At 73.8% G+C, this 22,927-nt stretch carries 20 protein-coding genes and 1 pseudogene; 13 read left to right on the top strand and 8 right to left on the bottom strand.

Features of this window, described 5'->3' with window-relative positions; translation table 11 throughout:
- The first annotated feature begins 4 nt into the window (after positions 1 to 4).
- The 3 genes from RZ50_RS22715 (at position 5) to manA (ending at position 5,273) form a co-directional block, all read left to right on the top strand.
- Positions 5 to 3,046 (top strand): glycoside hydrolase family 38 C-terminal domain-containing protein, encoded by a 3,042-nt coding sequence (locus tag RZ50_RS22715; RefSeq protein ID WP_217680794.1) that lies wholly within the window; start codon positions 5 to 7, stop codon positions 3,044 to 3,046.
- A gap of 88 nt (positions 3,047 to 3,134) precedes the next feature.
- Entirely contained in the window at positions 3,135 to 4,067 is a 933-nt protein-coding gene (locus RZ50_RS22720; RefSeq protein ID WP_217680795.1) for an ROK family protein, read from the top strand.
- A 24-nt stretch (positions 4,068 to 4,091) separates the two neighbouring features.
- The gene (gene manA / locus RZ50_RS22725) at positions 4,092 to 5,273 is read left to right on the top strand and encodes a mannose-6-phosphate isomerase, class I (RefSeq protein ID WP_196947155.1); all 1,182 of its coding nucleotides are present in this window, start codon (positions 4,092 to 4,094) and stop codon (positions 5,271 to 5,273) included.
- Positions 5,274 to 5,327: 54 nt separating this feature from the next.
- Here the strand turns inward: manA and RZ50_RS22730 are convergent, their stop codons facing one another.
- The 8 genes and pseudogenes from RZ50_RS22730 to RZ50_RS22765 form a co-directional block, all read right to left on the bottom strand.
- Positions 5,328 to 5,723, bottom strand: coding sequence for a DUF2267 domain-containing protein (locus tag RZ50_RS22730; protein ID WP_196947156.1), 396 nt, complete (start codon positions 5,721 to 5,723; stop codon positions 5,328 to 5,330).
- A 179-nt stretch (positions 5,724 to 5,902) separates the two neighbouring features.
- Positions 5,903 to 6,454, bottom strand: coding sequence for a thioesterase family protein (locus RZ50_RS22735; RefSeq protein ID WP_196947157.1), 552 nt, complete (start codon positions 6,452 to 6,454; stop codon positions 5,903 to 5,905).
- Positions 6,451 to 6,726, bottom strand: coding sequence for a hypothetical protein (locus tag RZ50_RS22740; protein WP_196947158.1), 276 nt, complete (start codon positions 6,724 to 6,726; stop codon positions 6,451 to 6,453). The genes RZ50_RS22735 and RZ50_RS22740 overlap by 4 nt, the downstream gene beginning before the upstream one ends.
- Positions 6,727 to 7,025: 299 nt before the next feature.
- Positions 7,026 to 7,988 (bottom strand): DUF6528 family protein, encoded by a 963-nt coding sequence (locus RZ50_RS22745; RefSeq protein ID WP_196947159.1) that lies wholly within the window; start codon positions 7,986 to 7,988, stop codon positions 7,026 to 7,028.
- A 124-nt stretch (positions 7,989 to 8,112) separates the two neighbouring features.
- Positions 8,113 to 9,504, bottom strand: a complete 1,392-nt coding sequence (locus tag RZ50_RS22750) for an FAD-binding oxidoreductase (RefSeq protein ID WP_196947160.1) — start codon at positions 9,502 to 9,504, stop codon at positions 8,113 to 8,115.
- A gap of 118 nt (positions 9,505 to 9,622) precedes the next feature.
- Positions 9,623 to 10,114, bottom strand: a complete 492-nt coding sequence (locus RZ50_RS22755) for a flavoprotein (protein ID WP_196947161.1) — start codon at positions 10,112 to 10,114, stop codon at positions 9,623 to 9,625.
- A gap of 124 nt (positions 10,115 to 10,238) precedes the next feature.
- Positions 10,239 to 10,505: pseudogene (locus tag RZ50_RS30355) on the bottom strand (EamA family transporter); the annotation flags it as partial.
- Positions 10,502 to 10,987 carry a cysteine/serine endopeptidase inhibitor gene (locus RZ50_RS22765; protein WP_196947162.1) on the bottom strand — a complete coding sequence of 162 codons (486 nt, stop codon included), beginning with the start codon at positions 10,985 to 10,987 and terminating at the stop codon, positions 10,502 to 10,504. The gene RZ50_RS22765 and the pseudogene RZ50_RS30355, both read right to left, overlap by 4 nt.
- Before the next feature lie 274 nt (positions 10,988 to 11,261).
- Here RZ50_RS22765 and RZ50_RS22770 point away from each other — a divergent pair, with 274 nt between their 5' ends.
- The 10 genes from RZ50_RS22770 to RZ50_RS22815 all read left to right on the top strand — a co-directional run bounded on the left by RZ50_RS22770 (position 11,262) and on the right by RZ50_RS22815 (position 22,870).
- On the top strand, positions 11,262 to 11,453 hold the full coding sequence (locus RZ50_RS22770) for a hypothetical protein (protein WP_196947163.1): 192 nt from the start codon (positions 11,262 to 11,264) through the stop codon (positions 11,451 to 11,453).
- Positions 11,454 to 12,061: 608 nt separating this feature from the next.
- Positions 12,062 to 13,045: a TauD/TfdA family dioxygenase gene (locus RZ50_RS22775; protein WP_196947164.1), complete on the top strand. Its 984-nt coding sequence runs from the start codon at positions 12,062 to 12,064 to the stop codon at positions 13,043 to 13,045.
- 23 nt (positions 13,046 to 13,068) lie between these two features.
- Positions 13,069 to 14,280, top strand: coding sequence for an ROK family transcriptional regulator (locus RZ50_RS22780; RefSeq protein ID WP_196947165.1), 1,212 nt, complete (start codon positions 13,069 to 13,071; stop codon positions 14,278 to 14,280).
- Between the two features lie 24 nt (positions 14,281 to 14,304).
- Complete coding sequence (locus RZ50_RS22785; RefSeq protein WP_196947166.1) at positions 14,305 to 15,894, top strand: ABC transporter substrate-binding protein; 1,590 nt, start codon at positions 14,305 to 14,307, stop codon at positions 15,892 to 15,894.
- Between the two features lie 24 nt (positions 15,895 to 15,918).
- The gene (locus RZ50_RS22790; protein ID WP_196947167.1) at positions 15,919 to 16,863 is read left to right on the top strand and encodes an ABC transporter permease; all 945 of its coding nucleotides are present in this window, start codon (positions 15,919 to 15,921) and stop codon (positions 16,861 to 16,863) included.
- Between the two features lie 4 nt (positions 16,864 to 16,867).
- A complete protein-coding gene (locus RZ50_RS22795; RefSeq protein WP_196947168.1) occupies positions 16,868 to 17,716 on the top strand; it encodes an ABC transporter permease in 849 nt (282 codons plus the stop codon).
- Positions 17,713 to 19,338 carry an ABC transporter ATP-binding protein gene (locus tag RZ50_RS22800; RefSeq protein ID WP_196947169.1) on the top strand — a complete coding sequence of 542 codons (1,626 nt, stop codon included), beginning with the start codon at positions 17,713 to 17,715 and terminating at the stop codon, positions 19,336 to 19,338. Before RZ50_RS22795 ends, RZ50_RS22800 begins: the two co-directional genes overlap by 4 nt.
- A complete protein-coding gene (locus RZ50_RS22805; protein ID WP_196947170.1) occupies positions 19,335 to 21,674 on the top strand; it encodes an arylsulfatase in 2,340 nt (779 codons plus the stop codon). Before RZ50_RS22800 ends, RZ50_RS22805 begins: the two co-directional genes overlap by 4 nt.
- Positions 21,675 to 21,801: 127 nt before the next feature.
- Positions 21,802 to 22,455, top strand: coding sequence for a 4'-phosphopantetheinyl transferase superfamily protein (locus RZ50_RS22810; RefSeq protein WP_196947171.1), 654 nt, complete (start codon positions 21,802 to 21,804; stop codon positions 22,453 to 22,455).
- Positions 22,456 to 22,486: 31 nt separating this feature from the next.
- Positions 22,487 to 22,870, top strand: a complete 384-nt coding sequence (locus RZ50_RS22815; protein ID WP_196947172.1) for a barstar family protein — start codon at positions 22,487 to 22,489, stop codon at positions 22,868 to 22,870.
- Positions 22,871 to 22,927 lie beyond the last annotated feature (57 nt).

Below are 22,927 nucleotides of genomic sequence, written 5' to 3' on the forward strand. Positions count from 1 at the left end.
CGACATGCACGATGACCGCACCCTCGTCGAGTCCCGCCTCAAGCGCGTCCTGGAGGAGCGCATCCTCCCGGCGGTCTACCCCGAGTCCGTCCCGCTGGAGGTCGGCATCTGGACCGCCCCCGGCGAGCCCGTCCCGGTCGCCGAGGGCCTGGCCACGCCGCGCGTGCCGATCTCGGTCGGCGACGCCTGGGGCGCGCCCTGGAGCACCAGCTGGCTGACCGTGACCGGCACCGTGCCGAAGGAGTGGGCCGGGCGCACGGTCGAGGCGCTGATCGACCTCGGCTTCGACGCCAACATGCCCGGCTTCCAGTGCGAGGGCCTGGTCTACCGCCCGGACGGCAGCCCGGTGAAGGGCCTCAACCCGCGCAACCAGTGGGTGCGGATCGCCGCCCCGGCGGCCGGCGGCGAGCAGGTGGAGCTGCACGTCGAGGCGGCCGCCAACCCGGTCATCCTGGACTACCACCCCTTCCTGCCCACCGAGCTGGGCGACAAGGAGACGGCCGGCGACCGGCCGCAGTACAAGCTGGCCCGGATGGACCTCGCCGTCTTCGACGAGACCGTCTGGCAGCTGTCGCTGGACCTGGAGGTGCTCGGCGAGCTGATGGCCGAGCTGCCGGTGGACGGCCCCCGCCGCTGGGAGGTCCTGCGCGCGGTCGAGCGCTCGCTCGACGCGATCGACCTCCAGGACGTCAACGGGACGGCCGCGGCGGCCCGTTCGGAGCTGGCCGGGGTACTGGCCGCGCCCGCCGTGCCGTCCGCGCACCGGATCAGCGCGATCGGCCACGCGCACATCGACTCCGCCTGGCTCTGGCCGCTGCGCGAGACCGTCCGCAAGGTGGCCCGCACCACCGCCAACATGACCGCGCTGCTGGAGGACGAGCCGGACTTCCTCTACACCATGTCCCAGGCGCAGCAGTACGCCTGGATCAAGGAGCACCGCCCCGAGGTGTACGCCCGGGTGCGCAAGGCGGTGGCCGAGGGGCGGTTCGTCCCGGCCGGCGGCATGTGGGTCGAGTCGGACACCAACATGCCGAGCTCGGAGGCGATGGCCCGGCAGTTCGTGCACGGCAAGCGGTTCTTCCTGGAGGAGTTCGGGGTCGAGAACCACGAGGCCTGGCTGCCGGACACCTTCGGCTTCACCGGCGGCCTGCCGCAGATCATCCGCAACGCCGGCTCCAAGTGGCTGCTGACGCAGAAGATCTCGTGGAGCCAGGTCAACCGGTTCCCGCACCACACCTTCCTCTGGGAGGGCATCGACGGCACCCGGATCTTCACCCACTTCCCGCCCGTGGACACCTACAACTGCTCGATGAAGGGCAGCGAGATCGCCCACGCGGCACGGAACTTCAAGGACAAGGGGGTCGCCCGGCACTCGCTCGCCCCGACCGGCTGGGGCGACGGCGGCGGCGGCACGACGCGCGAGATGGTCGCCAAGGCGGCCCGGATGAGGGACCTGGAGGGCTCGGCCACCGTCCGCTGGGAGAAGCCCGCCGAGTTCTTCGCCAAGGCCGAGGCCGAGTACCCGAACCCGCCGGTCTGGGTCGGCGAGCTCTACCTGGAGCTGCACCGGGCGACCCTCACCAGCCAGGCGAAGACCAAGCAGGGCAACCGGCGCAGCGAGAACCTGCTGCGTGAGGCCGAACTCTGGTGTGCCACCGCCGCGTTGCGCACCGGCGCCGCGTACCCGTACGAGCAGCTGGACCGGATCTGGAAGACCGTGCTGCTGCACCAGTTCCACGACATCCTGCCCGGCTCCTCGATCGCCTGGGTGCACCGCGAGGCCGAGGCGACGTACGCGGCGCTGGCGGAGGAGCTGGAGGGGCTGATCGGCGCGGCCCAGCGGGCGCTGGCCGGGGAGGCCGGGGGCGGGCGCGAGCTGGTGTTCAACTCGGCGCCGCACGCGCGCTCGGCCGTCCCGGCGGGCGGGGCCTCGGTGGCCGTCCTGAGCGGTGTCGGCTGCGAGGCCGTCGAGCGGCCGGAGGGCGGCTTCACGCTGCGCAACGGCCTGCTGGAGGTCGTGGTGGACGCCGAGGGCCTGGTCGCCTCGCTGGTCGAGCTCGCGAGCGGCCGGGAGACCGTCGCCCCCGGCGGCCGCGCCAACCTGCTCCAGCTGCACCCCGACTTCCCCAACATGTGGGACGCCTGGGACGTCGACCAGTTCTACCGCAACACCGTCACCGACCTGACCGGTGTCGACTCGCTGACCGCCGCCAGCACCCCGGACGCGGCCTCGGTGCGGATCGCCCGTTCCTTCGGCTCCTCCACCGTGGTGCAGACGCTGACCCTGCGGGTGGGCGAGCGGCGGCTCGACATCGACACCGAGGTCGACTGGCACGAGACCGAGAAGTTCCTCAAGGCCGCGTTCCCGCTGGACATCCACACCGAGCGCTACGCCGCCGAGACCCAGTTCGGCCACCTCTACCGGCCCACCCACACCAACACCAGCTGGGACGCCGCCAAGTTCGAGGCCTGCAACCACCGCTTCGTCCACCTCGACGAGCCCGGCTGGGGCGTCGCCCTGGTCACGGCCTCCACCTACGGCCACGACGTCACCCGCACGGTGCGCGACGGCGACGGCGGCACCACCACCACGGTCCGCTTCTCGCTGCTGCGTGCCCCGCGCTTCCCCGACCCGAAGACGGACCAGGGCCTGCACCGCTTCCGGCACGCCCTGGTCCCGGGCGCGGCGATCGCCGACGCCGTCCGCGAGGGCTACCGGATCGGCCTGCCCGAGCGGCGCGTCACCGGCAGCGCGGAGGCGGTCGCGCCGCTGGTCGAGGTGGACGACGAGGCGCTGGTGGTCAGCGCGGTCAAGCTGGCCGACGACCGCAGCGGCGACCTGATCGTCCGGGTCTACGAGGCGGGCGGCGGCCGTGCCCGGGGCCGGCTGACCACGTCGTTCCCGCTGGCCGGCGCCGTCCCCTGCGACCTGCTGGAACGGCCCTGGGACGGCACCCGCGGCGAGGTCGCCGTGGAGGACGGCGCGGTGCGGCTGGCGCTGCGGCCGTTCGAGCTGGTGACCCTGCGGCTCAGCGCGGCCCGCTGACCCGCTCAGCCGTCAGTCCCCGTACGCTGTGCGGCGCCCCGGCCTCCCGCGGCCGGGGCGCCGCCCCTCCCACCCTCTGGAGTCCACCGTGTCCGCAACCGCCCTGTTCGCCGCCCTCGACATCGGCGGCACCAAGATCGCCGGGGCGCTGGTCGACGGCGACGGACGGATGCTGCACCGGCTCCAACTGCCGACCCCGGCCCGGGAGCCGGGCGCGGCCGTGCTGGCGGTCGTGCACCGGGTGCTGGACCGTCTCGCCGGGACGGCCGACTGGGCCGCCGTGACGGCCGTCGGGATCGGCAGCGCCGGCCCGGTCGACCTCGCCGGCGGCACCGTCAGCCCGGTCAACATCCCCGGCTGGCGCGGCTTCCCGCTGGTCGCCGAGATCGCCGCGCACCCGTCGGTGGCCGCCCGCGCGCTGCCCGTCCGCCTCGCCGGGGACGGCGTGGCGATGGCCGCCGCCGAGCACTGGCAGGGCGCGGCCCGGGGCGCCGACAACGCGCTCTGCCTGGTCGTGTCCACCGGTGTCGGCGCCGGGCTGGTGCTCGACGGCGCCGTCCGGCCGGGCCCCAGCGGCAACGCCGGGCACCTCGGCCACATCACCGTCGACCTGGACGGCGAGCCCTGCCCGTGCGGCTCGCGCGGCTGCCTGGAGGGCCTGGCCAGCGGCCCCGCGATCGCCCGGCGGGCGCTCGCCGAGGGGTGGCGGCCGCCCGGCGAGGACCGCACCGCCCGCGCCGTCGCCGCCTCGGCCGCGGCGGGCGACCCGGTCGCGCTGGCCTCCTTCGACCGCGCCGCCCAGGCGCTGGCCGCCGGGATCGCCGCCACGGCCGCCCTGGTCGACCTCGGCCGGGTGGTGGTCGGCGGCGGCGTCGCCACCGCCGGGGAGGTGCTGTTCGCGCCGCTCGCCCGCCACCTGGACCGCTACGCCGCCCTCTCGTACCTCCGCGGCCTGGACGTGCGCCGCGCCGAACTCGGCACCGACGCCGGGCTGATCGGCGCGGCCGCGCTCTGCCGCTGACCTCCTCGTTCGGAGACCACCCGCATGCCGCCCTACGCCCTGCTCCACAACCCGGTCCGCCACTACGCCTGGGGCTCCCCCACCGCCATCCCCGCGCTCACCGGCACCGAGCCCGACGGCACCCCGCAGGCCGAACTGTGGATGGGCGCCCACCCCTCGGCGCCGTCCCTCGTGAACGGCCGGCCGCTCGACGAGCTGATCGCCGGCGATCCCGAGGGCCTGCTCGGGCCGGACACCGTACGGCGGTTCGGCCCGGCGCTGCCGTTCCTGTTCAAGGTGCTGGCCGCCGACCGGGCGCTCTCCCTCCAGGTCCACCCGACCCGCGCCCAGGCGGCGGCCGGGTACGCGAGCGAGCAGGCCCGGGGAATCCCGTTGGACGCCCCGGAGCGGGTGTTCAAGGACCGCGAGCACAAGCCCGAACTGCTGTGCGCACTCGGCGACTTCGAGGCGCTCTGCGGTTTCCGCCCGCCCGCCGGGACCGCCCGGCTGCTGGACGCCCTCGGCGTGCTCGCCCCCTGGGCGCGGGCGCTGCGCTCCCGGCCCGCCGCCGAGGTGCTGCCCGAGCTGCTGCGGCGCGCCCTGGAGGACGACGCATCCCAACTCGCCACCGTCACCGAGTCCCTGCGGCGCGCCGCGGCCGGCGGCGGACCGTACGCCCAGGTCTGCGCCGGCTACGCCCGGGCCGCCGAGGAGTACCCCGGCGACCCCGGCCTGCTGGCCGCGCTGCTGCTCAACCACGTGCGGCTCACCGCCGGGCAGGCGCTGTACCTGGACGCCGGGGTGCCGCACGCCTACCTCCGGGGCGTGGCCGTGGAGTTGATGGCCAACTCGGACAACGTGCTGCGCTGCGGGCTGACCGCCAAGCACGTCGACGTGGACGGCCTGCTGGCGGTCACGTCCTTCCGCGCCGCCGAGCCGGATGTGCTCGGCGCGCGCCCGATCGACCGCGTAGAGGCCGAATTCCCCTCCCCCGCCGAGGAGTTCCGGCTCTCCCGGCTGCGCCCGGGCGACACCCCGAGCCGGGTCGAACTGCCCACCCCGCAGATCCTGCTCTGCGTCGCGGGCCGGGCCCGGCTGCGCGCACCCGGCCACCCGGACCTCGACCTGCCCTCGGGCACCTCCGCCTACCTGCGCCCGGGCGCCGGGCCGGTCGAGTTGACCGGCCCGGGCGCGGAGCTGTTCCGGGCCACCACCGGCGGGCGGTGACCGGCACGGACGGGCGGCGACGGGCTCAGCCGGCTCAGGCGGGCGGTTGCCGGCTCAGGCGGGCAGGGGGTGGCCGAAGAGCAGGTCGTAGCCGTCCGGGAGCTGCTCGACCACCCGGTCGATCAGCTCCGCCGGGACGAGGTCGGCCACGGAGCTGAACACCGCCCCGATGTCCCACTGCGCGGTCGCCGGCGTCGCCCCGTCGATCCAGCCGACCACGGCCGTCACGAAGCGCTCGGCGGTCAGCGGCTCGGCGGCCGGCTCCGCGTCCCGCAGCAGCGTCGCGTACATCCCGGGCAGCGAGTCGGCGAGTTCGAACCGCTCGGCGCCCACCAGGTGCTCGCCGAGCAGGGCGAGCACCACCCGGGCGGCGTGGTCCGCCTCCGCCTCGCCCCGGTACTCCCCGCGTTCCATGACACGGGCGAGGAAGTCCTCCCAGGAGATGGTCATCGAGTCCTCCTTCCGGTCGGCGGGATCGGCCGGACCGTCGGCGGGCGATGCTCACTGGAGGCCGCTCCGTGGGGCTGGTCCCATCGCGGTCGGTGACCGCCGGGGGACGTACCGGTTCCCGTGCTGCTCAGCGTACTGCGACCGGGCCGGGGCGAAGCCCGCCGATCGGCCGGGATCCGTCAGCTCGCCGCGGCCTGACACCGTCTGCGCGGACGGCGCGGCGCGCCCAGGACGGCGGCGGGGCGGACCGGCGTCCGCGGCGCCGGAGCGGGCGGCTGCGCGGCAACACTCACGGCCTCGCTGCGCGTCGGGTCCGACATAAACTCCGAGAGAAAGCGCCGCTCGTCCTGGCTGAGATAGCGCGAACGGCCGGATTCCCGGTCCCGGGCGACCACCACGGTCCGCGCCCGCATAAAGGTGAGGTGATCCCGGCAGACATTCACCTCGACGTGTGCCGAACTGCGCCCGATCCGCTCCACGGTCAGTCGTACCGACAATGGTTCGGGCCGGTGGTACAGCTGTTCCAGGAAATCGATCTCGTGTCGCGCGATAATGAATCCGGACGGGAAGAGCGCCTCCCGGACGGCCGTCGCGTGGTGGCAGAACAGGTCGTAAATCCCCTCCTGGACGTAGCCGACCAGCCGGGCGTTGTTGATGTGCCCGTTCTCGTCGACGTCGCTCCAGCGGGTGGGGCAGGACAGCACATGCGCGCCCGTGTACAGCGCGCTCACTGCTGCGTCAGCCCGGCACCGGCCCCGGCGGGGAGCAGCGCGCGCCGCAACCTGGCGTAGTAGCCGGAGTGTTCGGCCGCGATCCGGGCAACCGTCCAGCCCTCCTCGGCGGCCTCCGCGGCGGCCTCGACGACGAGGCTGTCGAGCACCGCGTCGACGGACCGGCACAGTTCGGCGACCGCCGCCAGCCGCTCGGTCATGCCCATCGGGCCGGCCACGCTCCGGGCGGGGAAGGCGGCCAGTGATTCCACTGCGAGCTGCAGATCGTCCACTGCGTCCGACCGGCTTTCCTCAGGGGAATTCCGCATTTTGTTCTCCAGGACCAAATCGAGCCGTTACGGCCCGGTAGCTAGCGTTCGAATACACCGATCGGTGTCGACCCCCCGACGCCTCGACGCTATCCCAGTCGGCACGGGTCCGCAGATGGATTCCGGACCATGACGGGAAACTGACTTCCATCGGAGTAGTTTGCGGGGGTACACAATATGCCCCATCAGCCGAACGCCGTCCGTAGAACGGGTGGAATCCGCGACCCGCCCGGCGGGATCGGCCACTGTTCGGCCCAAGTCTGCTACCGGCCTCCCCACCACCTCGCCTTGTACAGGTGCGTACCGCGCAGCGTCCGTACGCCCTCCGGACGGTGCAGCCGGATCACCGAGGTGCACCAGTCGCACGGGGCGGTGTGATCGGGGGTCACGGTGAGCAGCCGACCGGTGCCGGGTTCGTCGCCGACGCTCTTCACGTCCCGCTCGGCGGCGGGGTCGGCCAGGTGGACGGGGGTGAACCGGTCGGCGGCCGGGTCGTAGCGCCAGAGGCCGTTCAGCGTGCTCACCCAGAACCGGCCGGGCTCGGCCAGGACGGGTTCGAGGTCGTGGCCGCCCGGGTCGGGCAGCGGGGTGCTCCGGACGGCGGTCAGGGTGGGCGCCGCCGGGGTGCCGCCGACCCTCAGGGCGGTCAGCGTCCCGTCGCCGAGCGCCCAGAGCAGGCCGCTGCGCCCGTCCCAGTGCACCCCGTGAGCTCCGGGGAGCGGGAAGGCGGCATGGGCGGTGGCGCGCGGGCCCTGCGAGGCGGCGTACAGCCGCACCCACCCGCCGGTGCTCGCGGCGACCGCGACGTTGCCGTCCGGGAGCAGCTCGATGCTGTGAGGGTTGACGGCGGTGCCGAGGTCCGCCGCCCAGCGGGTGCGGCCGGTGGTGGTCTCCACCACGGCGGCGAGCCCGCCGGAGGCGGTGGTCAGCAGGTAGCGGCGGCCGTGCCGGGTGCGGCTCTTCGCCTCGTCCGGGTTGGTCCAGCTGCGCTCGGGGGCGAGGTCGGCGAGATCGGGGGCCCGGTCGGCGCTCCAGGACCACGCCACCGGCAGCCGGTCGGGGCCCTGGCGGGCCATCAGCTCCTCGGCGGTCGGCAGCACCAGCACCCGGCGGGAGGCCTGGTCGGTGGCGACCACCTGCCAGCCCGGCGACGTGGCGGACGCGCGGCCGGCGGGCGCGCAGAGCAGCAGGGTCAGGCACAGGGCCGGCAGGGTTCTCCTCAGCACGGCTCCACGGTGGTCGCCGCGCGGCGGCCGCGCACGGCGGCGCGCCCCGGCGTTCGACCGCGCCCTGAGGCGCCCCAACCGCGCGCGCCCTGAGGCGCCCCAACCGCGCGCGCCCTGAGGCGTCCTAACCGCGCCCCGAGACCAGGTCCGCGGCCTTCGCGATCGGCGAGGTGGTGGCCCGGCCGGCCGCCTCCTGCCGGTCGGCGGCGTGGTAGGCGGCGTACATCGCGTGCACCCCGAGCCAGCGCAGCGGCTCCGGCTCCCAGCGGCGCACGGTGTGGCCCACCCAGGGCAGCGCGGTCAGTTCGGTGTCGCGGCCGAGCACCAGGTCGCACAGGGTGCGGCCGGCCAGGTTGGCCGTGGTCACCCCGCTGCCGACGTACCCGCCCGCCCAGCCGAGCCCGCTCGCCCGGTCCAGCTCGACGGTGGCGCACCAGTCCCGGGGGACGCCGAGCACACCGGCCCAGGCGTGGTCGATCCGGGCGTGCGCGGCGGCCGGGAAGAAGCGGTTGAGGATCTCCCGGAGCTGGCGGACCGTCTCCACCTGGGTGCTGCCGTCCGAGTCCGTGCGGGAGCCGAACCGGTAGGGCACGCCCCGGCCGCCGAGCGCGATCCGGTCGTCGGCGGTGCGCTGGGCGTACATGTAGGCGTGCGCGAAGTCGCCGAGCACCTCGCGGCCCTGCCAGCCGGCGCCCGCCCAGAAGTCGGCGGGGAGCGGTTCGGTGGCGATCATCGCGGAGTTCATCGGCAACCAGGTCCGCTTCTCGCCGCGCAGCCCGGCGGTGAACCCCTCGGTGGCGCGCAGCACCCGGTCGGCGGTGACGGTGCCGTACGGGGTGAGGGCGCTCGGCCTCCGCCGCGGGGTGCCGGGCAGGATCGCGGTGACGGGCGTCGACTCGTGGATCTCGACACCGAGTCGGCGGACGGTGCGGGCCAGCCCTCGGACGAGCTTCGCGGGCTGGATCCGGGCGCCGTACGCGGTCCAGACACCGCCGAGGGTACCGGCGACGTCGATCCGCTCGGCGGCCTCCTGGCCGCTCAGCGTTTCGATGCGGCCTTCGCCGTAGGCCCGCTCGGCCTCGACGTGCTCCTTCAGCCGCTCCAACTGCGGCCTGCTCCGGGCGACTTCGAGGACGCCGCCGCGGACGATGTCGGCCTCGATCCCCTCCCGGGCGGCCGTGTCGACGACCTCCCCCACCGCCTCGTCCATCACCCGCTGCATCGCCACCGCGCCCTGGCGGCCGTACCGCCTGGCGAACGCCGAGCGGCCCGCGAAGCCGTTGTACAGCCAGCCGCCGTTGCGCCCGGAGGCGCCGTAGCCGCAGAAGCGGCGTTCGAGGAGGGCGATGCGCAGGGACGGGTCGGCCTTCTTCAGGTGGTACGCCGTCCAGAGCCCGGTGTACCCGCCGCCGACGATGCAGACGTCGACGTCCCGGTCGCCCGGGAGCGCGGGCCCCGGCTCCGGCACCCCGTCCGCCGCGTACCAGAACGACACCTCGCCGTTGACCGCGCCCACCGGAACCTCCCGCACCCTTGCTGACCTGCCCGGACGCTACCCGGGCCGATCACGGCGGGCCACCCCTCACACTGCCAGGATCGCCACTGTCGATCAGTCACCCTGTCAGTCGTCGAGGTCAGTCGTCGAGCAGGTCGAGCGCCCGCGTCCAGCTGTACGACCCGGGGACGAAGTCGGCGACACGCACCCCCATCCGTCGCAGCCTCGCCAGGCTCTCCTCGTACGCGGGGTGCGCCGCCTGCGCGGTGCTGAGGCACGGCTGCACGGCCACCGGGATCCCCCAGCCGTACGACTCGCAGAGGATCCCGAGCGCGAGGGTGTCCGAGATCCCGGCGGCCCACTTGTTGATCGTGTTGAACGTCGCCGGGGCGACGACGATCGCGTCCGGATCCGGCAACGGCCGCGGATCCCCCGGCTTCCGCCAGGCCGAACGGATCACATGCCCCGTCCGCGCCACGATCGCGTCGACGTCGATGAACCCCAGGGCGTTGGGCGTCGCCACCACGCCCACGTCCCAGCCCCGGCCCTGCGCGGCGGAGATCAACTCCCCCACCCCGTCCGCGACTCCCGCCGCACACACCACGACGTAGAGCATCCGCTGCTCGGCCATTGCCCGCACTCCGTTCCTTGAGAGGTCGGCGAATCTCAGGGATCATCCGCAGCCCGGAGGCCTCACACGCTAAGCCCTGCCTGACGGCCGCCGGGCCCGGGGGGCCCCGGACGGAGGCGATGGCCACGCCGGTGAGCACCACCAGTCCGCCGGTGATCTGCGGGGCGTCGAGGGTGGCGCCGGTCGCGAGGCTGAGGGCGACCGTGAAGAGGGTGATGAGGTTCATGAAGGCGCCCGCGCGGGCGGCGCCGACGACCAGGACGCCGCGGTTCCAGAACAGGTAGGAGAGCACCGACGGGAACAGCGCGATGAAGAGCGTCGCGGAGACCGCCGGGAAGCGCTGAGCCCGCCCCCGCGCGACGGCGGGGGCGGGCCTCAGAGGCGGCCTCAGCCGATGGTGGAGCCGGTGATCGGCGCGGACAGCTCAACGGTCTTGCCGTTCAGGCCGGTCTTGACGAACTGCCAGGTGAGGCCGTTGATGACGCCCTTGTCCAGCGTGGCCAGCTTGGCGAAGGCGGGCTGACTGAGGTCGATGTGGGTGGAGTCGCACGAGGGACACTGGTCCTTCACCGGGACGGTGATGGTCTTGCCCTGGTACGTCACCTTGACCGAAATGCCCTGGCACACCGGGTCGTTGTTCGGGTTGGCGGTCGTCCACCAGGTGTGCGAGACGGCGACCAGCATCTGCGTGGCGGCGTTGATCTGGGTGCCGCAGGCGCCGTAGCCGGCGTCGGTGTAGTAGGTGGCCTTGCCGGTCATCGGCTTGTTGAGCGGTATCGCGGCGCTGGCGGAGCCCGCTGTGAGGGCGATGAGGGCGGCGGCCGCGAGCGGGGCGCCCGCGAGGATCCTGAGGTTCTTGCCGATGGCACGCATGGTTCGTTCCCTCCGGTTCGACGAAGCCCGGGCGATCATGGGCATGACATGCCGAACTCGCCGCATCCACTGTGCGGTTCAGCGATCCGGCGCCCCACCCGGTGAAGGGAACGTATGCGCTCTTCCTTGGCATGGTCCAGACCTCCTCGGTGTTGTCATGAACACAAGTCAGGGATCTTTACCAATGCGACCGAAGGGGCGAAGATGCGTGACCGCCCGGCCCCCACGAGGGTTGACGGATCGTCACCGTTGATCAGTCCCGGAGGCCCGTCACATGCGCACCGCACTCGCCGCCCTGCTCCTCGGCGCCGTCCTGACCCCGGCCGTCACGGCCCCCGCCGACGCCGCCACACCCCCCGAGGTCAACCAGGGCTACAGCATCCCGGTCGGCGGAGTGACCGACCTCGGCGCGCTGCCCGTGCTCGGCGGCCTCGGGCTGGACCTCGCCCGGCTGCTCGGGCAGTAGCCCCCTCGGGCGACCGGACGTCACGGGTGGTCCGCGTCCGGGCAGGCCTCGGCCCCGGTGCGGGCACCGCCCGCACCGGCCCGGATTACTTCCGCTCCGCAAGTTAGTAACCCCCGCACGCCCGGGACAAGGCCGAACGCCCGGCCGAAGCACTCCCGCCATCCCGCCGTCATCCGCCGCAACGGGCCGCAAGCCACCGCAAGCGGCCGAAACGAAGCGGCAACACCCGCTCCCACCAGGGGAGATGACGATTGACAGCGGGCCGGGCGGTTCAGCACGATGGGCCCAGAGCCCACGAGCAGCGAGCCGGAAGGAGGGCCGATGCACACCGCCGTCCGCCCCGTTCCCCGCCGCCGCCCGCGCCGCTGTTGTCGCGGCGCTCTCGCCCTCTGAGTCCTTCCCGACGATCGCTCCCGGCGATCGCTCCCGTCCGTCCGGTAGCCCCGGACCGGTCCTCCCGCACGCCCCGCCGCCGCGCCGTGCGTTCCCGCCTGCCCGGCCGCCCGGCTGCCCGTCCGCCTCGTCGCCCGTCCGCCTCGTCGCCTGGCCGCCCGGCGACGCACCGCCTTCGCGTCACTCACCGTCATCGACCCCGAAAGGGCCCCGCCATGACCACCGCGTCCACCGCCCCCGCCGCCCCGACCGCCCTCCGCCTCACCCCCGCCGCCGGCCGGATCGGCGCGATCGTGCACGACATACGCCTCGGCGGCGACCTCCCCGCCGAGACCGTCGCCGCCCTGGAGGCCGCGCTGTACGCCCACAAGGTGCTGTTCTTCCGCGGCCAGCAGCACCTGGACGACGCCGGGCAGGAGGCCTTCGCCCGGCTCCTGGGCCACCCCGTCGGCCACCCGACCGTCCCCAGCGCGGACGGCCGCTACATCTTCGAACTGGACGCCACCAAGGGCGTGCGCGCCAACAACTGGCACACCGACGTCACCTTCGTCCCGTCCTACCCCAAGGCCTCGATCCTGCGCGCCCTGGAGCTCCCCTCGGCCGGCGGCAGCACCGTCTGGGCCAACACCGCGGCCGCCTACCAGGACCTGCCGGCCCCGCTGAAGACCCTCGCCGAGAGCCTGCGCGCCGTCCACACCAACGACTACGACTACGCCGCCCGCCTCGCCCTGCGCCCCGAGCTGGCCGACAACGCCGAGATCGCCCGGCTCTACCGGGAGGTCTTCGTCTCCACCGCGTTCAAGACCGAGCACCCGGTGGTCCGGGTCCACCCCGTGACCGGCGAGAGGATCCTCCTGCTGGGCGCCTTCGCACAGCGGATCCAGGGATTGTCCGGCGATGACAGCAAGGCGCTGATCGACCTCTTCCAGCGCTACGTCGAGCGCCTGGAGAACACCGTGCGCTGGGACTGGCAGGTCGGCGACGTGGCGATCTGGGACAACCGCGCCACCCAGCACTACGCGGTCGCCGACTACGGCGACGAGCCGCGCCTGGTCCGCCGGATCACCCTGGACGGCGACCTGCCGGTCGGCGTGGACGGCGCCCCGAGCCGGCTCCTGGAGCCGGCCGAGCCGCCGCGGGTGCCCGGCCTGGTGCCCGCCGAGGAGCTCGAAGCGGCCCAGCTCGAAGCCGCCAACTGACCAGCCCCATAGGGAGTTCGGCCATGCGCACCGGAGACGACCGCCGGGACGCCAACGCCTCCGCCGTCCTGCGCACGGTGCTCGACCACGGGCCGATCGCCCGCAGCCGGGTCGCCGCACTCACCGGGCTCAGCGCCTCCGCGGTGTCCCGGCAGACGGTGGACCTGGTGCGGCTCGGACTCCTGAGCGAGCGGCCCGAGCTGACGGGCGGCGGCCCCGGAGCGGTCGGCCGCCCGCAGCTCCCGCTCGACGTGGACACCGGCCGGCTCGCCGTCGCCGGGCTGCACATCGGCCTCCCGGGCAGCACCTTCGCCCTGCTCGACCTGCGCGGCCGGGTGCTGCACCGCCGGGAGGTCTCCCACCGCGGCCGGACCGGGTTCGCCGTCCTGAAGCCGCTGCTGGAGCGCCTGCCCCGGCTGCTGGCGGCCGTCGGCGCCGGCCGTACGGTGGTCGGGCTGGGCGCGGTGACCGGCGGTTCGGTCGACCCGGACAAGGGGGTCGCGATCCGTCACGACCCGCTGGAATGGCGGGACGTGCCGCTGCGCGAACTGCTGGAGGACGCGACAGGGCTGCCCGTCCAGGTGGACAACCACGCACGGGCGCTCACCCGGGCCGAGATCCTGTTCGGCCACCCGGCGGCGCGCCGCAGCATGGTGCAGCTGTTCGTCGGCCACGTGGTGGACGCGGCGCTGGCGGTCGCGGGCACCGTCCACCTGGGCCCGCCCTCGGCCACCGGCGACCTCGGCCACCTCCCGGTCACCGGCACCGTCACCGACCCGGAGGCGGTCAGCGAGGAACGCTGCCACTGCGGCCGGCTCGGCTGCCTCTCGGTGGCCGCCTCGGACACCACGCTGTTCGAGGCGGCCGCCGCCGAGGGCGTCACCGCTTCGGCCGACCGGTTCCAGCTGATCGCCGCCGTCCGCCGGGGCGACCCACGGGCGGAGCGGCTGGTGCGCAACCGCGCCCGGATCGTCGGCCGCGCCCTCGCGCTGCTCGCCGACGTGGTCAACCCCGACCTGCTGGTGCTCACCGAGACCTTCGCCCTGCTCGACCGCCGCCACCTCGACGTCGTCCGCGCCGAGTTCGCGCTCCGCTCGCACCTGCGGCGGGACGCCGACCTGCTGATCGCCCAGCGGCGCGGTGCCGACGTCCTGGCGGTGGCCGCCGGCGCCCCGGTGCTCGGAGAGCTGTACGCCCGACCCTTCCGTGCCCTGACGTCAACCCATCATCCGTAACGACCCACGCCCAGAAGGACCGCCATGACCGCGCTGCCACGTCCCCCCGCCCCGAGCCGCCGTAACCTGCTGCGCGCGGGCCTCGCCGGTGCCGGCCTGATGACGCTCGCGGCCTGCCGGTCCGCCGTGGAGCACTCCAGGAGCGCCGCCGCCGATGTCGACGGGGCCGGCTCGCCGCGCAAGGGCGGCGTGCTGTCCGTCGCGGCCGCCATCGACATCACCCCGAGCCTGCTCTTCGCCCAGAGCGCCAACGTCCTGGTCCAGCGCCTCGTGTTCAACACCCTGACCAGGTACGACGACCGGCTCCAGCCGCAGCCCGAGCTCGCCACCTCCTGGCAGGTCGCCCCGGACGGCCTGAGCGTCACGCTCAAGCTGCGCGAGGACGTGCTGTTCCACAGCGGCCGCCGCTTCACCGCCGACGACGTCGTGTTCGCCGTCAGGAACCTGCAGAACCCGGCCCGCTCGGCACAGTTGCGCTCCACCGCCGCCACCGTCACCGACTTCCGCAAGAACGGCGACTTCGAGCTGACCCTGGTGCTCGCCCACCCGGTCAGCAACCTCTTCGACCTGTTCGAGTTCATGATCATCCCGGACGCGGCCACCATCGAGGAGGCCGTCGCCGGCACCCGGCTGATCGGCACCGGCCCGTTCACCCTCACCGAACGCAAACCCGGCTCCTCACTCTCCTTCGCCCGCAACGAGCGGTACTGGAACCCGGGGCGCCCGTACCTCGACGGCGTGGAGATCCGGGTCATCCCGCAGGCCGAGTCGCTGCTGTCCTCGCTCAGGACCGGCCAGACGCACCTGTCGTACAACGTCCGGGGCAAGGACGCCGCGCTCCTCCGCGACGACCCGAAGTTCCACGTCAAGCAGTACGACACCGGCTCCGGCGCCTACTACATCGGCGTCGACGTCACCGCCGAGCACGTCAGCGACAAGCGCGTGCGCCAGGCCATCGCCTGGGCGATCGACCGCGACCGCCTCGTCCAGCAGGCCCTCGGCGGCTACGGCAGCGTCTCCTCGGTGCCCTGGCCCAAGTCCTCCCCCGCCTACACCGAAGTCGGCGCGACCCACTACCGGCACGACCCGGAGCGGGCCCGGGCCCTGCTCAGGGAGGCGGGCGCGGAGAACATCACCCTCCCGTTCGCCCACGCCACCGAGCCCGGCCCCACCGCGATCGCGCAGATCCTCCAGTACGACCTCAAGCAGGTCGGCATCGAGACGGTGCTCCAGCCCGCCGACTCGCCGACCATGCAGAAGCAGCTCATCTCGCAGACCATGCCCGCCCTCTGGTCGCTCAGCCACGGCTTCGCCCAGCTGCACCCCGCCACCCTCGCGGTGAGCGCCTACCCCTTCAACGAGGCCAAGAACAGCTCGCACTTCTCCTCCCCCGCCTACACCGACATCGTGCAGCGGGCCTGGAACCGCAGTGACAGCGACAGCCCCGAGACCAAGGCCCTCTACCAGCAGATCACCGACCTGCTGCTCGACGAGGAGTTCGTGATCGACCTCGCCATCGCCGGGCTCGTCGAGGTCACGGGCAGCCGGGCCAGGGGCGTCACGCTCAACAAGTTCGGCTACCTCAACCTCGACGACGCCTACCTGACGGCCTGAGCGGGAAGGCCCGGAACCCCACGCATGCGCACCTTCCTCCTCAAACGCCTCCCGAGCGCCCTGCTCGTCCTCCTCCTCGCCTCCTTCGCGGTCTTCCTCATCCTCCGGCTGATCCCCGGCGACCCGGCCACCTCGCTCGCCGGGCCGGACGCCTCGCCCGAGACCGTCGCGGCCATCCGCAGCCAACTCGGCCTCGACCAGCCGCTGTTCAGCCAGTACGCGGGCTGGCTCGGCCGACTGCTCAGCGGCGACATCGGGCCCAGCTACGCGATCGGCGGGCAGGTCGCCGACCTGATCGGCGACGGCCTCGGCGCGACCACCCAACTCACCCTCGGCGCCCTGCTGCTGGTGGTGCTGATCGCACTGCCGCTGGCCGTGGTCGGCGCGACCACCCGCAGCCGTCCGGTCGCCGCCGTCGTCCAGGCCGTCACCACCGGAGTGCTCGCCGTCCCGCCCTTCGTCACCGGCGTCCTCCTCGTCCTGGTCTTCGCCGTCTCGCTCGGCCTGCTCCCGGCCGGCGGGCACGAATCCCTGCTCCGGGAACCGGACCTGGCCGTGCAGTACCTGGCCATGCCCGCCGTCTGCCTGGCCCTGCCCAGCGCCGCCGTGCTCGCCCGCTACCTCAAGGACGGCATCGAGCGCGCCCTCGCCGAGGACTACGTCCGCACCGCGACCGCGCTCGGCGTCTCCCGGCGGCGGATCGTCTGGCGGCACGCCCTGCCCAATGCCCTGCCCTCGGCGATCACCGTGCTCGGGCTCCAGGTCGGCCAACTCATCGCCGGGGCCGTCCTGGTGGAGCGGATCTTCGCCTGGCCCGGCCTCGGCCAACTGATCGAGCAGGGCGTCATCCGCCGCGACTACCCCGTCGTGCAGGACCTGCTGCTGCTCGTGGTGGCGGTGTACGTCACCGTCCAACTGCTCACCGACCTGGCCTACACCTGGCTCGACCCCCGGATCCGCTGGGAGTGACCCGATGACCACCGCCACCCTGACGCTCAAGTCCCCGCGCGTGCGCGGACGTCACCTCTCCGGGCTGCTGACCTGGCGCGGCCTGACCGGCCTCGCCCTGGTCGGCGCGGTCGCCCTCGCCGGGCTGCTCGCGCCGCTGCTCACCGACACCGACCCCAACGCCCAGGGCCCGCTCGCGCTGGCCGGCCCGAGCGCCGATCACCCCTTCGGCACCGACGACCTCGGCCGGGACCTGTACAGCCGGGTGCTGCACGGCATCGGCACCGACCTCACCCTGATCCTCACCGCCGTGCCGATCGGCGCCCTGCTCGGCTGCTCGGCCGCGCTGCTCGCCGCCACCTCCCGGTGGGCCGACCTCGCCGTGCAACGCGCCTTCGACCTGCTGCTCGCCTTCCCCGGGCTGATCCTCGGCCTCGCCGTCACCGCCGTGCTCGGCCCCGGCCGCTGGCCGGTGGTGATCGTCATCGCGCTCGCCGAAATCCCCGGCTTCGGACGGCAGTTGCGTGCCGGAATCCTGGTCCAGCGGGAGCGCGAGTACGCCCTCGCGGCCCGCGTCGGCGGATCCTCCCCCGCCCGGGTGCTCCTGCGGCACGTCCTGCCCAACGCCGTCGACCCGCTGGTGGTGCAGACCGCCGTCGCGCTCTCGCTCGGCGTGTTCATCGAGGGCGCGATGAGCTTCCTCGGACTCGGCGTACGGCCCCCGGAGCCCACCCTGGGCAGCATCCTCAGCCAGTCCGTCGCCTACCTCACCACCGACCCGGCCTTCGCGGCCGCCCCGCTGGCCGCCACCACCGCACTCGTCCTCGGCTTCACCCTGATCGCCGAGGCCCTGAACCGGGGGATCCGCCGATGACCACCGTTCTCCATGTCACCGACCTCACCGTCGACTTCGGCTCCGCCACCGCCGTCGACGGGGTCGGCTTCGAGCTGGCGGCGGGCGACACCCTGGGCATCGTCGGCGAGTCCGGCTCCGGCAAGTCCACCACCGCGCTGGCCCTGCTGCGGATGCTGCCGCCCGGCGGACGGATCAGCGCCGGGTCCGTCCGCCTCGCCGGGCAGGACCTCGCCACCCTCCCCGAGGAGGCCCTGCGCGCCCTGCGCGGACGGCGGATCGCGATGGTCTTCCAGGACCCGATGTCCTCGCTCAACCCCGTGCTCACCATCGGCCGACAGCTGGACGAGGCGCTGCGCGCCCACGGCACCGGCCTCCGCAAGGCCCAACGGCACGCACGTGCCGCCGAGTTGCTCGACCTGGTCGGCATCCCGGACGCGGCCGGGCGGCTGCGCGACCACCCGCACCAGTTCTCCGGCGGCCAGCGCCAGCGCATCATGATCGCCCTCGCACTGGCCCACGACGCCGAGGTGCTGGTCGCGGACGAGCCGACCACCGCCCTCGACCCGACCGTCCAACAGCAGATCCTGCGCCTGCTCACCCGGATCAACCGGGAGACCGGCACCGCGCTGGTGGTGATCAGCCACGACCTCGGGGTGATCACCCAGACCTGCCGCCGGCTGCTGGTCATGCGCGACGGCCGGGTGGTCGAGCGGGGCGCCACCGCCGAGGTCCTCTCCAACCCGCAACACCCCTACACCCGCGAGCTGCTGGCCGCCGTACCACGCCTGGACGAACCCTCCCGGGCGGCCGCCAACAGCACACCGGGCGAACAGCCGCTGCTCACCGTCCGCGGCCTGGGCAAGACCTACGGCACGCGGCGCCGCTCCGTCACCGCGCTGCACGGAGTCGACCTCGACCTGCACCCGGGCGAGACGCTCGGCCTGGTCGGCGAGTCCGGCTCCGGCAAGTCCACCCTGGCCCGGGCCCTGGTCGGGGCGCACGCCCCCTCGGCGGGGAGCATCCGCTTCCGCGGCCAGGAGCTGGGCCGCCGGCCGCGCCGGGAGGTCCAACTGGTCTTCCAGGATCCGTACTCCTCGCTCAACCCCCGGATGACCGCCGGGCAGATCATCGCCGAACCGCTGATCGCCCACGGCCTCGGCGACCGGGAGCGGCGCGCCGCCCGGGTCGCCGAGCTGCTGGGGCAGGTCGGCCTGGACCCGGCCACGGCCGGGCGCCACCCGCGCGCCTTCTCCGGCGGCCAGCGCCAACGCCTCGGCATCGCCCGGGCGTTGGCACCCGAGCCGAGCGTGCTGATCTGCGACGAACCGGTCTCCGCGCTGGACGTCTCGGTGCAGGCCCAGGTGATCGATCTGCTCGCCCGGCTACAGCGCGAACTCGGCCTGGCCATCCTGTTCATCGCCCACGACCTGGCCGTGGTCCGGCAGGTCAGCCACCGGATCGCCGTGATGCACGGCGGCCGGATCGTCGAGACCGGCCCGGCCGACCGCGTCGTCACCGCGCCCGAACACCCGTACACCGCCGAACTCCTGGCCGCCGTACCGCGGCTGGAGCCGGCCCTCGCCGGGCCCGCCGACAGCGCCCGAGCCACAGCCCTCGCCAGCAACCGGAGCACCGCATGACCGCCGAACCCGCAGCGAACCCGCACCGCCGCGACCCGTACGCCGGCTTCCCCGGCACCGTCGGCCGCACCTTCCGCGATTCCGCCCCCGCCTGGCCGCAGCCCGTCCGCCCGCGCGAGGGCGCGCCGAACATCGTCGTCGTCCTGATCGACGACATGGGCTACAGCGACATCGGCCCGTTCGGCGCGGAGATCCCGACCCCGACCCTGGATCGCCTGGCCGCCACCGGCGTCAAGCTCGCCAACTACCACACCATGCCGCTCTGCTCCCCCGCCCGGGCGGCCCTGCTCACCGGCCTCAACCCGCACCGGGTCGGCTACTCCTTCGTCGCCAACGCCGACCCGGGCTTCCCCGGCTACGGGATGGAGGTCGCCGGGGACATCCCCACCCTCGCCGAGCTCCTGCACGACGCCGGGTACGCCACCTACGCCGTCGGCAAGTGGCACCTCACCCGCGACTCCGCCTCCAACGCCGCCGACGACCGCGCCAACTGGCCGCTGCAGAAGGGCTTCGACCAGTACTACGGCGTCCTGGAGGGCCTGACCAGCCTCTTCCACCCGCACCAACTCGTCCGCGACAACAGCCCGTTGGACATCGACGAGTTCCCCGACGGCTACTACTACACCGACGACATCACCGACCAGGCCATCAAGATGGTCAAGTCGCTGCGCGCCCACGACGACGACAAGCCGTTCTTCCTCTACCTCGCCCACAACGCCGTGCACGGCCCGCTCCAGGCCAAGCCCGAGGACCTCGCCCGCCACCGGGGCCGCTACGACGGCGGCTGGGACGACCTGCGCCGCACCCGCTTCGCCCGCCAGCTCGCCGCCGGCCACTTCCCGCCCGGCACCGAACTGCCCGAGCGCAACTCCGAGGCCGGGTACGAGGTCGGCCCGTGGGACGAACTCACCGACGTACAGAAGAAGTTGTACGCCCGCTACATGGAGGTGTACGCGGCGATGGTCGACAACGTCGACCACAACCTCGGCCGACTCACCGACACCCTGGCCGCACTCGGGGAACTCGACAACACCATCATCGTGTTCACCAGCGACAACGGCGGCACCGGCGAGGGCGGCGCCGAGGGCACCCGCAGCTACTTCAGCCGCTTCGTCCACCATCCGAACCTGCCCGACGACTGGAACCCGGACGTCCAGCGCGAGATCGACCTCATCGGAGGCCCGCAGAGCCTGGTCCACTACCCGCGCGGCTGGGGCATGGCCTCCAACACCCCCTTCCGCCTCTACAAGGGCCAGACCTACGCGGGCGGCGTACGCGTGCCCTTCGTGCTCTCCTGGCCGGCCGGCCTGCCACGCGCCGAGGGCGACGACGGCGTCCGCCCGCAGTACCAGTACGTCACCGACATCCTCCCCACCCTGCTCGAACTCGCCGGTGTCGAACGGCCCTCGGATCGACGCGAGCTGCCCGTCCAGGAGCTCGACGGCGTCAGCTTCGCCTCCGTCCTGCGCGACGGCGCCGCGCCCAGCACCCACCTCGCGCAGTACTGCGAGATGACCGGCAACCGCAGCTACTACCGCGACGGCTGGAAGCTGGTCACCCTGCACCGCCCCGGCACCCCGTACGACGACAGCGAGTGGGCGCTGTACGACCTGCGCACCGACCCCACCGAGATCCACGACGTCGCCGCCGAGAACCCGGGCCTGGTCAAGGAGTTGTCCGCCGAGTGGGAGGCCGCCGCCTGGCGCAACGGGGTCTTCCCGCTCGCCGACGGCAGCGGCGCCCTCGCCCTGCGCGGCCCCGGGGCCGAACGGCTGCGTCGCCCGGTCACCCTGCTGCCCGGCACCCCCGAGCTGGAGCGCTACCGCTCCTCCCGGCTGATCTCCTTCCGCTCCTTCACGATCGAGGTCGCCCTCGACCGGCACGGGAACGACGACCGGGGCGTCCTCGTCTCGCACGGCGACCAGGGCGGCGGCTACAGCCTCTACGTCGAGGACGGCCGACTGCGCCTCGCCTACAACCAGTACGGCGAACTGCTGGAGGCCGACGGCGGCCGGCTCCCGGCGGGCGCACGGCTGGTCACCCTGGAGGCGACGGCGGTGGCCGACCTCAAGTGGGAGTTCCGGCTACTGGTCGACGGCGTCGAGGGCGGCCGGCTCGGCCCCGTCCACCAGCTGATCGGCATGGCGCCGTTCCAGGGCATCAGCGTCGGCATCGACCGCAAGTCCCCGGTCTCCTGGCCGGTGTACGAACGCCACCGCTCCTTCCGCTACACCGGCGCGCTGCACTCCGTCACCTACCGGCCCGGCGAGCCCGCGCCGTACGACCCGGAGACGGTCGCCCGGGCGCTGCGCGAGGCGGCGGCGGCCTTCGAGTAGCGCGCGGGGCCCCGGCTCCGATCCCGGTCCCGGTTCCGGTTCCGGGAGATCACGGACCGGGGCCGCCCACCCGGGTTAGGCTCGACCGGCGCGGCGCCCGCCCGCGCGGCCGACCGAGGGGGAACGCGTGATCGGGGACCTGCTGCCGGACGTCGTGGTGACCGAGGTCGCGTACGACGACCCGCCCGAGGCCCGGTTGGAGCCCGCCGAGGCGGCGGTCGTCGCCGGGGCCGTCGACAAGCGCCGCCGCGAGTTCACCACCGTCCGCCACTGCGCCCGCACCGCTCTCGCCCGCCTCGGGGTCCCCTACCGCCCGCTCGTCCCGGGCCTGCGCGGCGCGCCGAGCTGGCCGGACGGCGTGGTCGGCAGCCTCACCCACTGCGACGGCTTCCGGGCCGCCGCCGTCGCCCGGGCCGGCGACCTCGCCTCCGTCGGCATCGACGCCGAGCCCGCGCTGCCGCTGCCGGAGGGCGTCCTGGAGGTGGTCGCGCTGCCCGTCGAGCGGCAGCGGCTGGCCGCGCTGGCCGCCGCGCACCCGGGCACTCCGTGGGACCGCATCCTGTTCAGCGCCAAGGAGTCGGTGTACAAGGCCTGGTTCCCGCTCACCGGGCTGTGGCTGGACTTCGAGGAGGCCGAACTCGACCTCTCGCCCGACGGCACCTTCGCCGCCCGGCTGCTGGTCCCCGGACCGGAGGTGGGCGGCCGCCGGCTCAAGGGCTTCGACGGCCGCTGGGCGGTCCGCGACGGCCTGCTCGCCACCGCGATCGCCGTCTCCCCCTGACCGGACACCGCTGCGGCATATCCTCGGACCCGTGACGGTGACTTATGTGATCGACGGCAACGAGATCGACACCCTGGAGGACTTCTGGGACGTGGTCGGGCGGACGATCGGCGTCGACGGCTACTTCGGCCGCAACCTCGACGCCTTCGCCGACTGCCTGAGCGGCGGCTACGCGACGGCCGAGGACGACGACTACGTCATCGAGTGGCGCCACCACGAGGTCTCCCGGCGCAGGCTCGGGTACCCGGAGACCGTCCGGCAGCTGGAGCTGCGGCTCGCCCGCGCCCACCCCACCGGCCGCGCGCAGGTCGCCACCGAGCTGGCCGCCGCCCGGGCGGGCAGGGGGCCGACGGTCTTCGACTGGCTGGTCCGCATCATCGAGGAGCAGCGCCCGGGGGGCCTCCGGCTGGCGTAGCGCGCCGAGCGGCTCGCACGGCGGCGGCGTCGGCGTCGTACGGCGTCGGCTTCACAT

This window comes from Kitasatospora sp. SUK 42 (assembly GCF_015776785.2).
GTDB lineage: Bacteria > Actinomycetota > Actinomycetes > Streptomycetales > Streptomycetaceae > Kitasatospora.

Excerpts from the sequence above, each read along its gene's own strand:
- RZ50_RS22755 (WP_196947161.1), bottom strand. The coding sequence starts at position 10,114 with ATGGCCGAGCAGCGGATGCTCTACGTCGTGGTGTGTGCGGCGGGAGTC.
- RZ50_RS22730 (WP_196947156.1), bottom strand. The coding sequence starts at position 5,723 with ATGACCATCTCCTGGGAGGACTTCCTCGCCCGTGTCATGGAACGCGGG.
- RZ50_RS22770 (WP_196947163.1), top strand. The coding sequence starts at position 11,262 with ATGCGCACCGCACTCGCCGCCCTGCTCCTCGGCGCCGTCCTGACCCCG.
- RZ50_RS22805 (WP_196947170.1), top strand. The coding sequence starts at position 19,335 with ATGACCGCCGAACCCGCAGCGAACCCGCACCGCCGCGACCCGTACGCC.
- RZ50_RS22765 (WP_196947162.1), bottom strand. The coding sequence starts at position 10,987 with ATGCGTGCCATCGGCAAGAACCTCAGGATCCTCGCGGGCGCCCCGCTC.
- RZ50_RS22785 (WP_196947166.1), top strand. The coding sequence starts at position 14,305 with ATGACCGCGCTGCCACGTCCCCCCGCCCCGAGCCGCCGTAACCTGCTG.
- RZ50_RS22775 (WP_196947164.1), top strand. The coding sequence starts at position 12,062 with ATGACCACCGCGTCCACCGCCCCCGCCGCCCCGACCGCCCTCCGCCTC.
- RZ50_RS22795 (WP_196947168.1), top strand. The coding sequence starts at position 16,868 with ATGACCACCGCCACCCTGACGCTCAAGTCCCCGCGCGTGCGCGGACGT.
- RZ50_RS22800 (WP_196947169.1), top strand. The coding sequence starts at position 17,713 with ATGACCACCGTTCTCCATGTCACCGACCTCACCGTCGACTTCGGCTCC.
- manA (WP_196947155.1), top strand. The coding sequence starts at position 4,092 with ATGCCGCCCTACGCCCTGCTCCACAACCCGGTCCGCCACTACGCCTGG.
- RZ50_RS22715 (WP_217680794.1), top strand. The coding sequence starts at position 5 with ATGCACGATGACCGCACCCTCGTCGAGTCCCGCCTCAAGCGCGTCCTG.
- RZ50_RS22780 (WP_196947165.1), top strand. The coding sequence starts at position 13,069 with ATGCGCACCGGAGACGACCGCCGGGACGCCAACGCCTCCGCCGTCCTG.
- RZ50_RS22790 (WP_196947167.1), top strand. The coding sequence starts at position 15,919 with ATGCGCACCTTCCTCCTCAAACGCCTCCCGAGCGCCCTGCTCGTCCTC.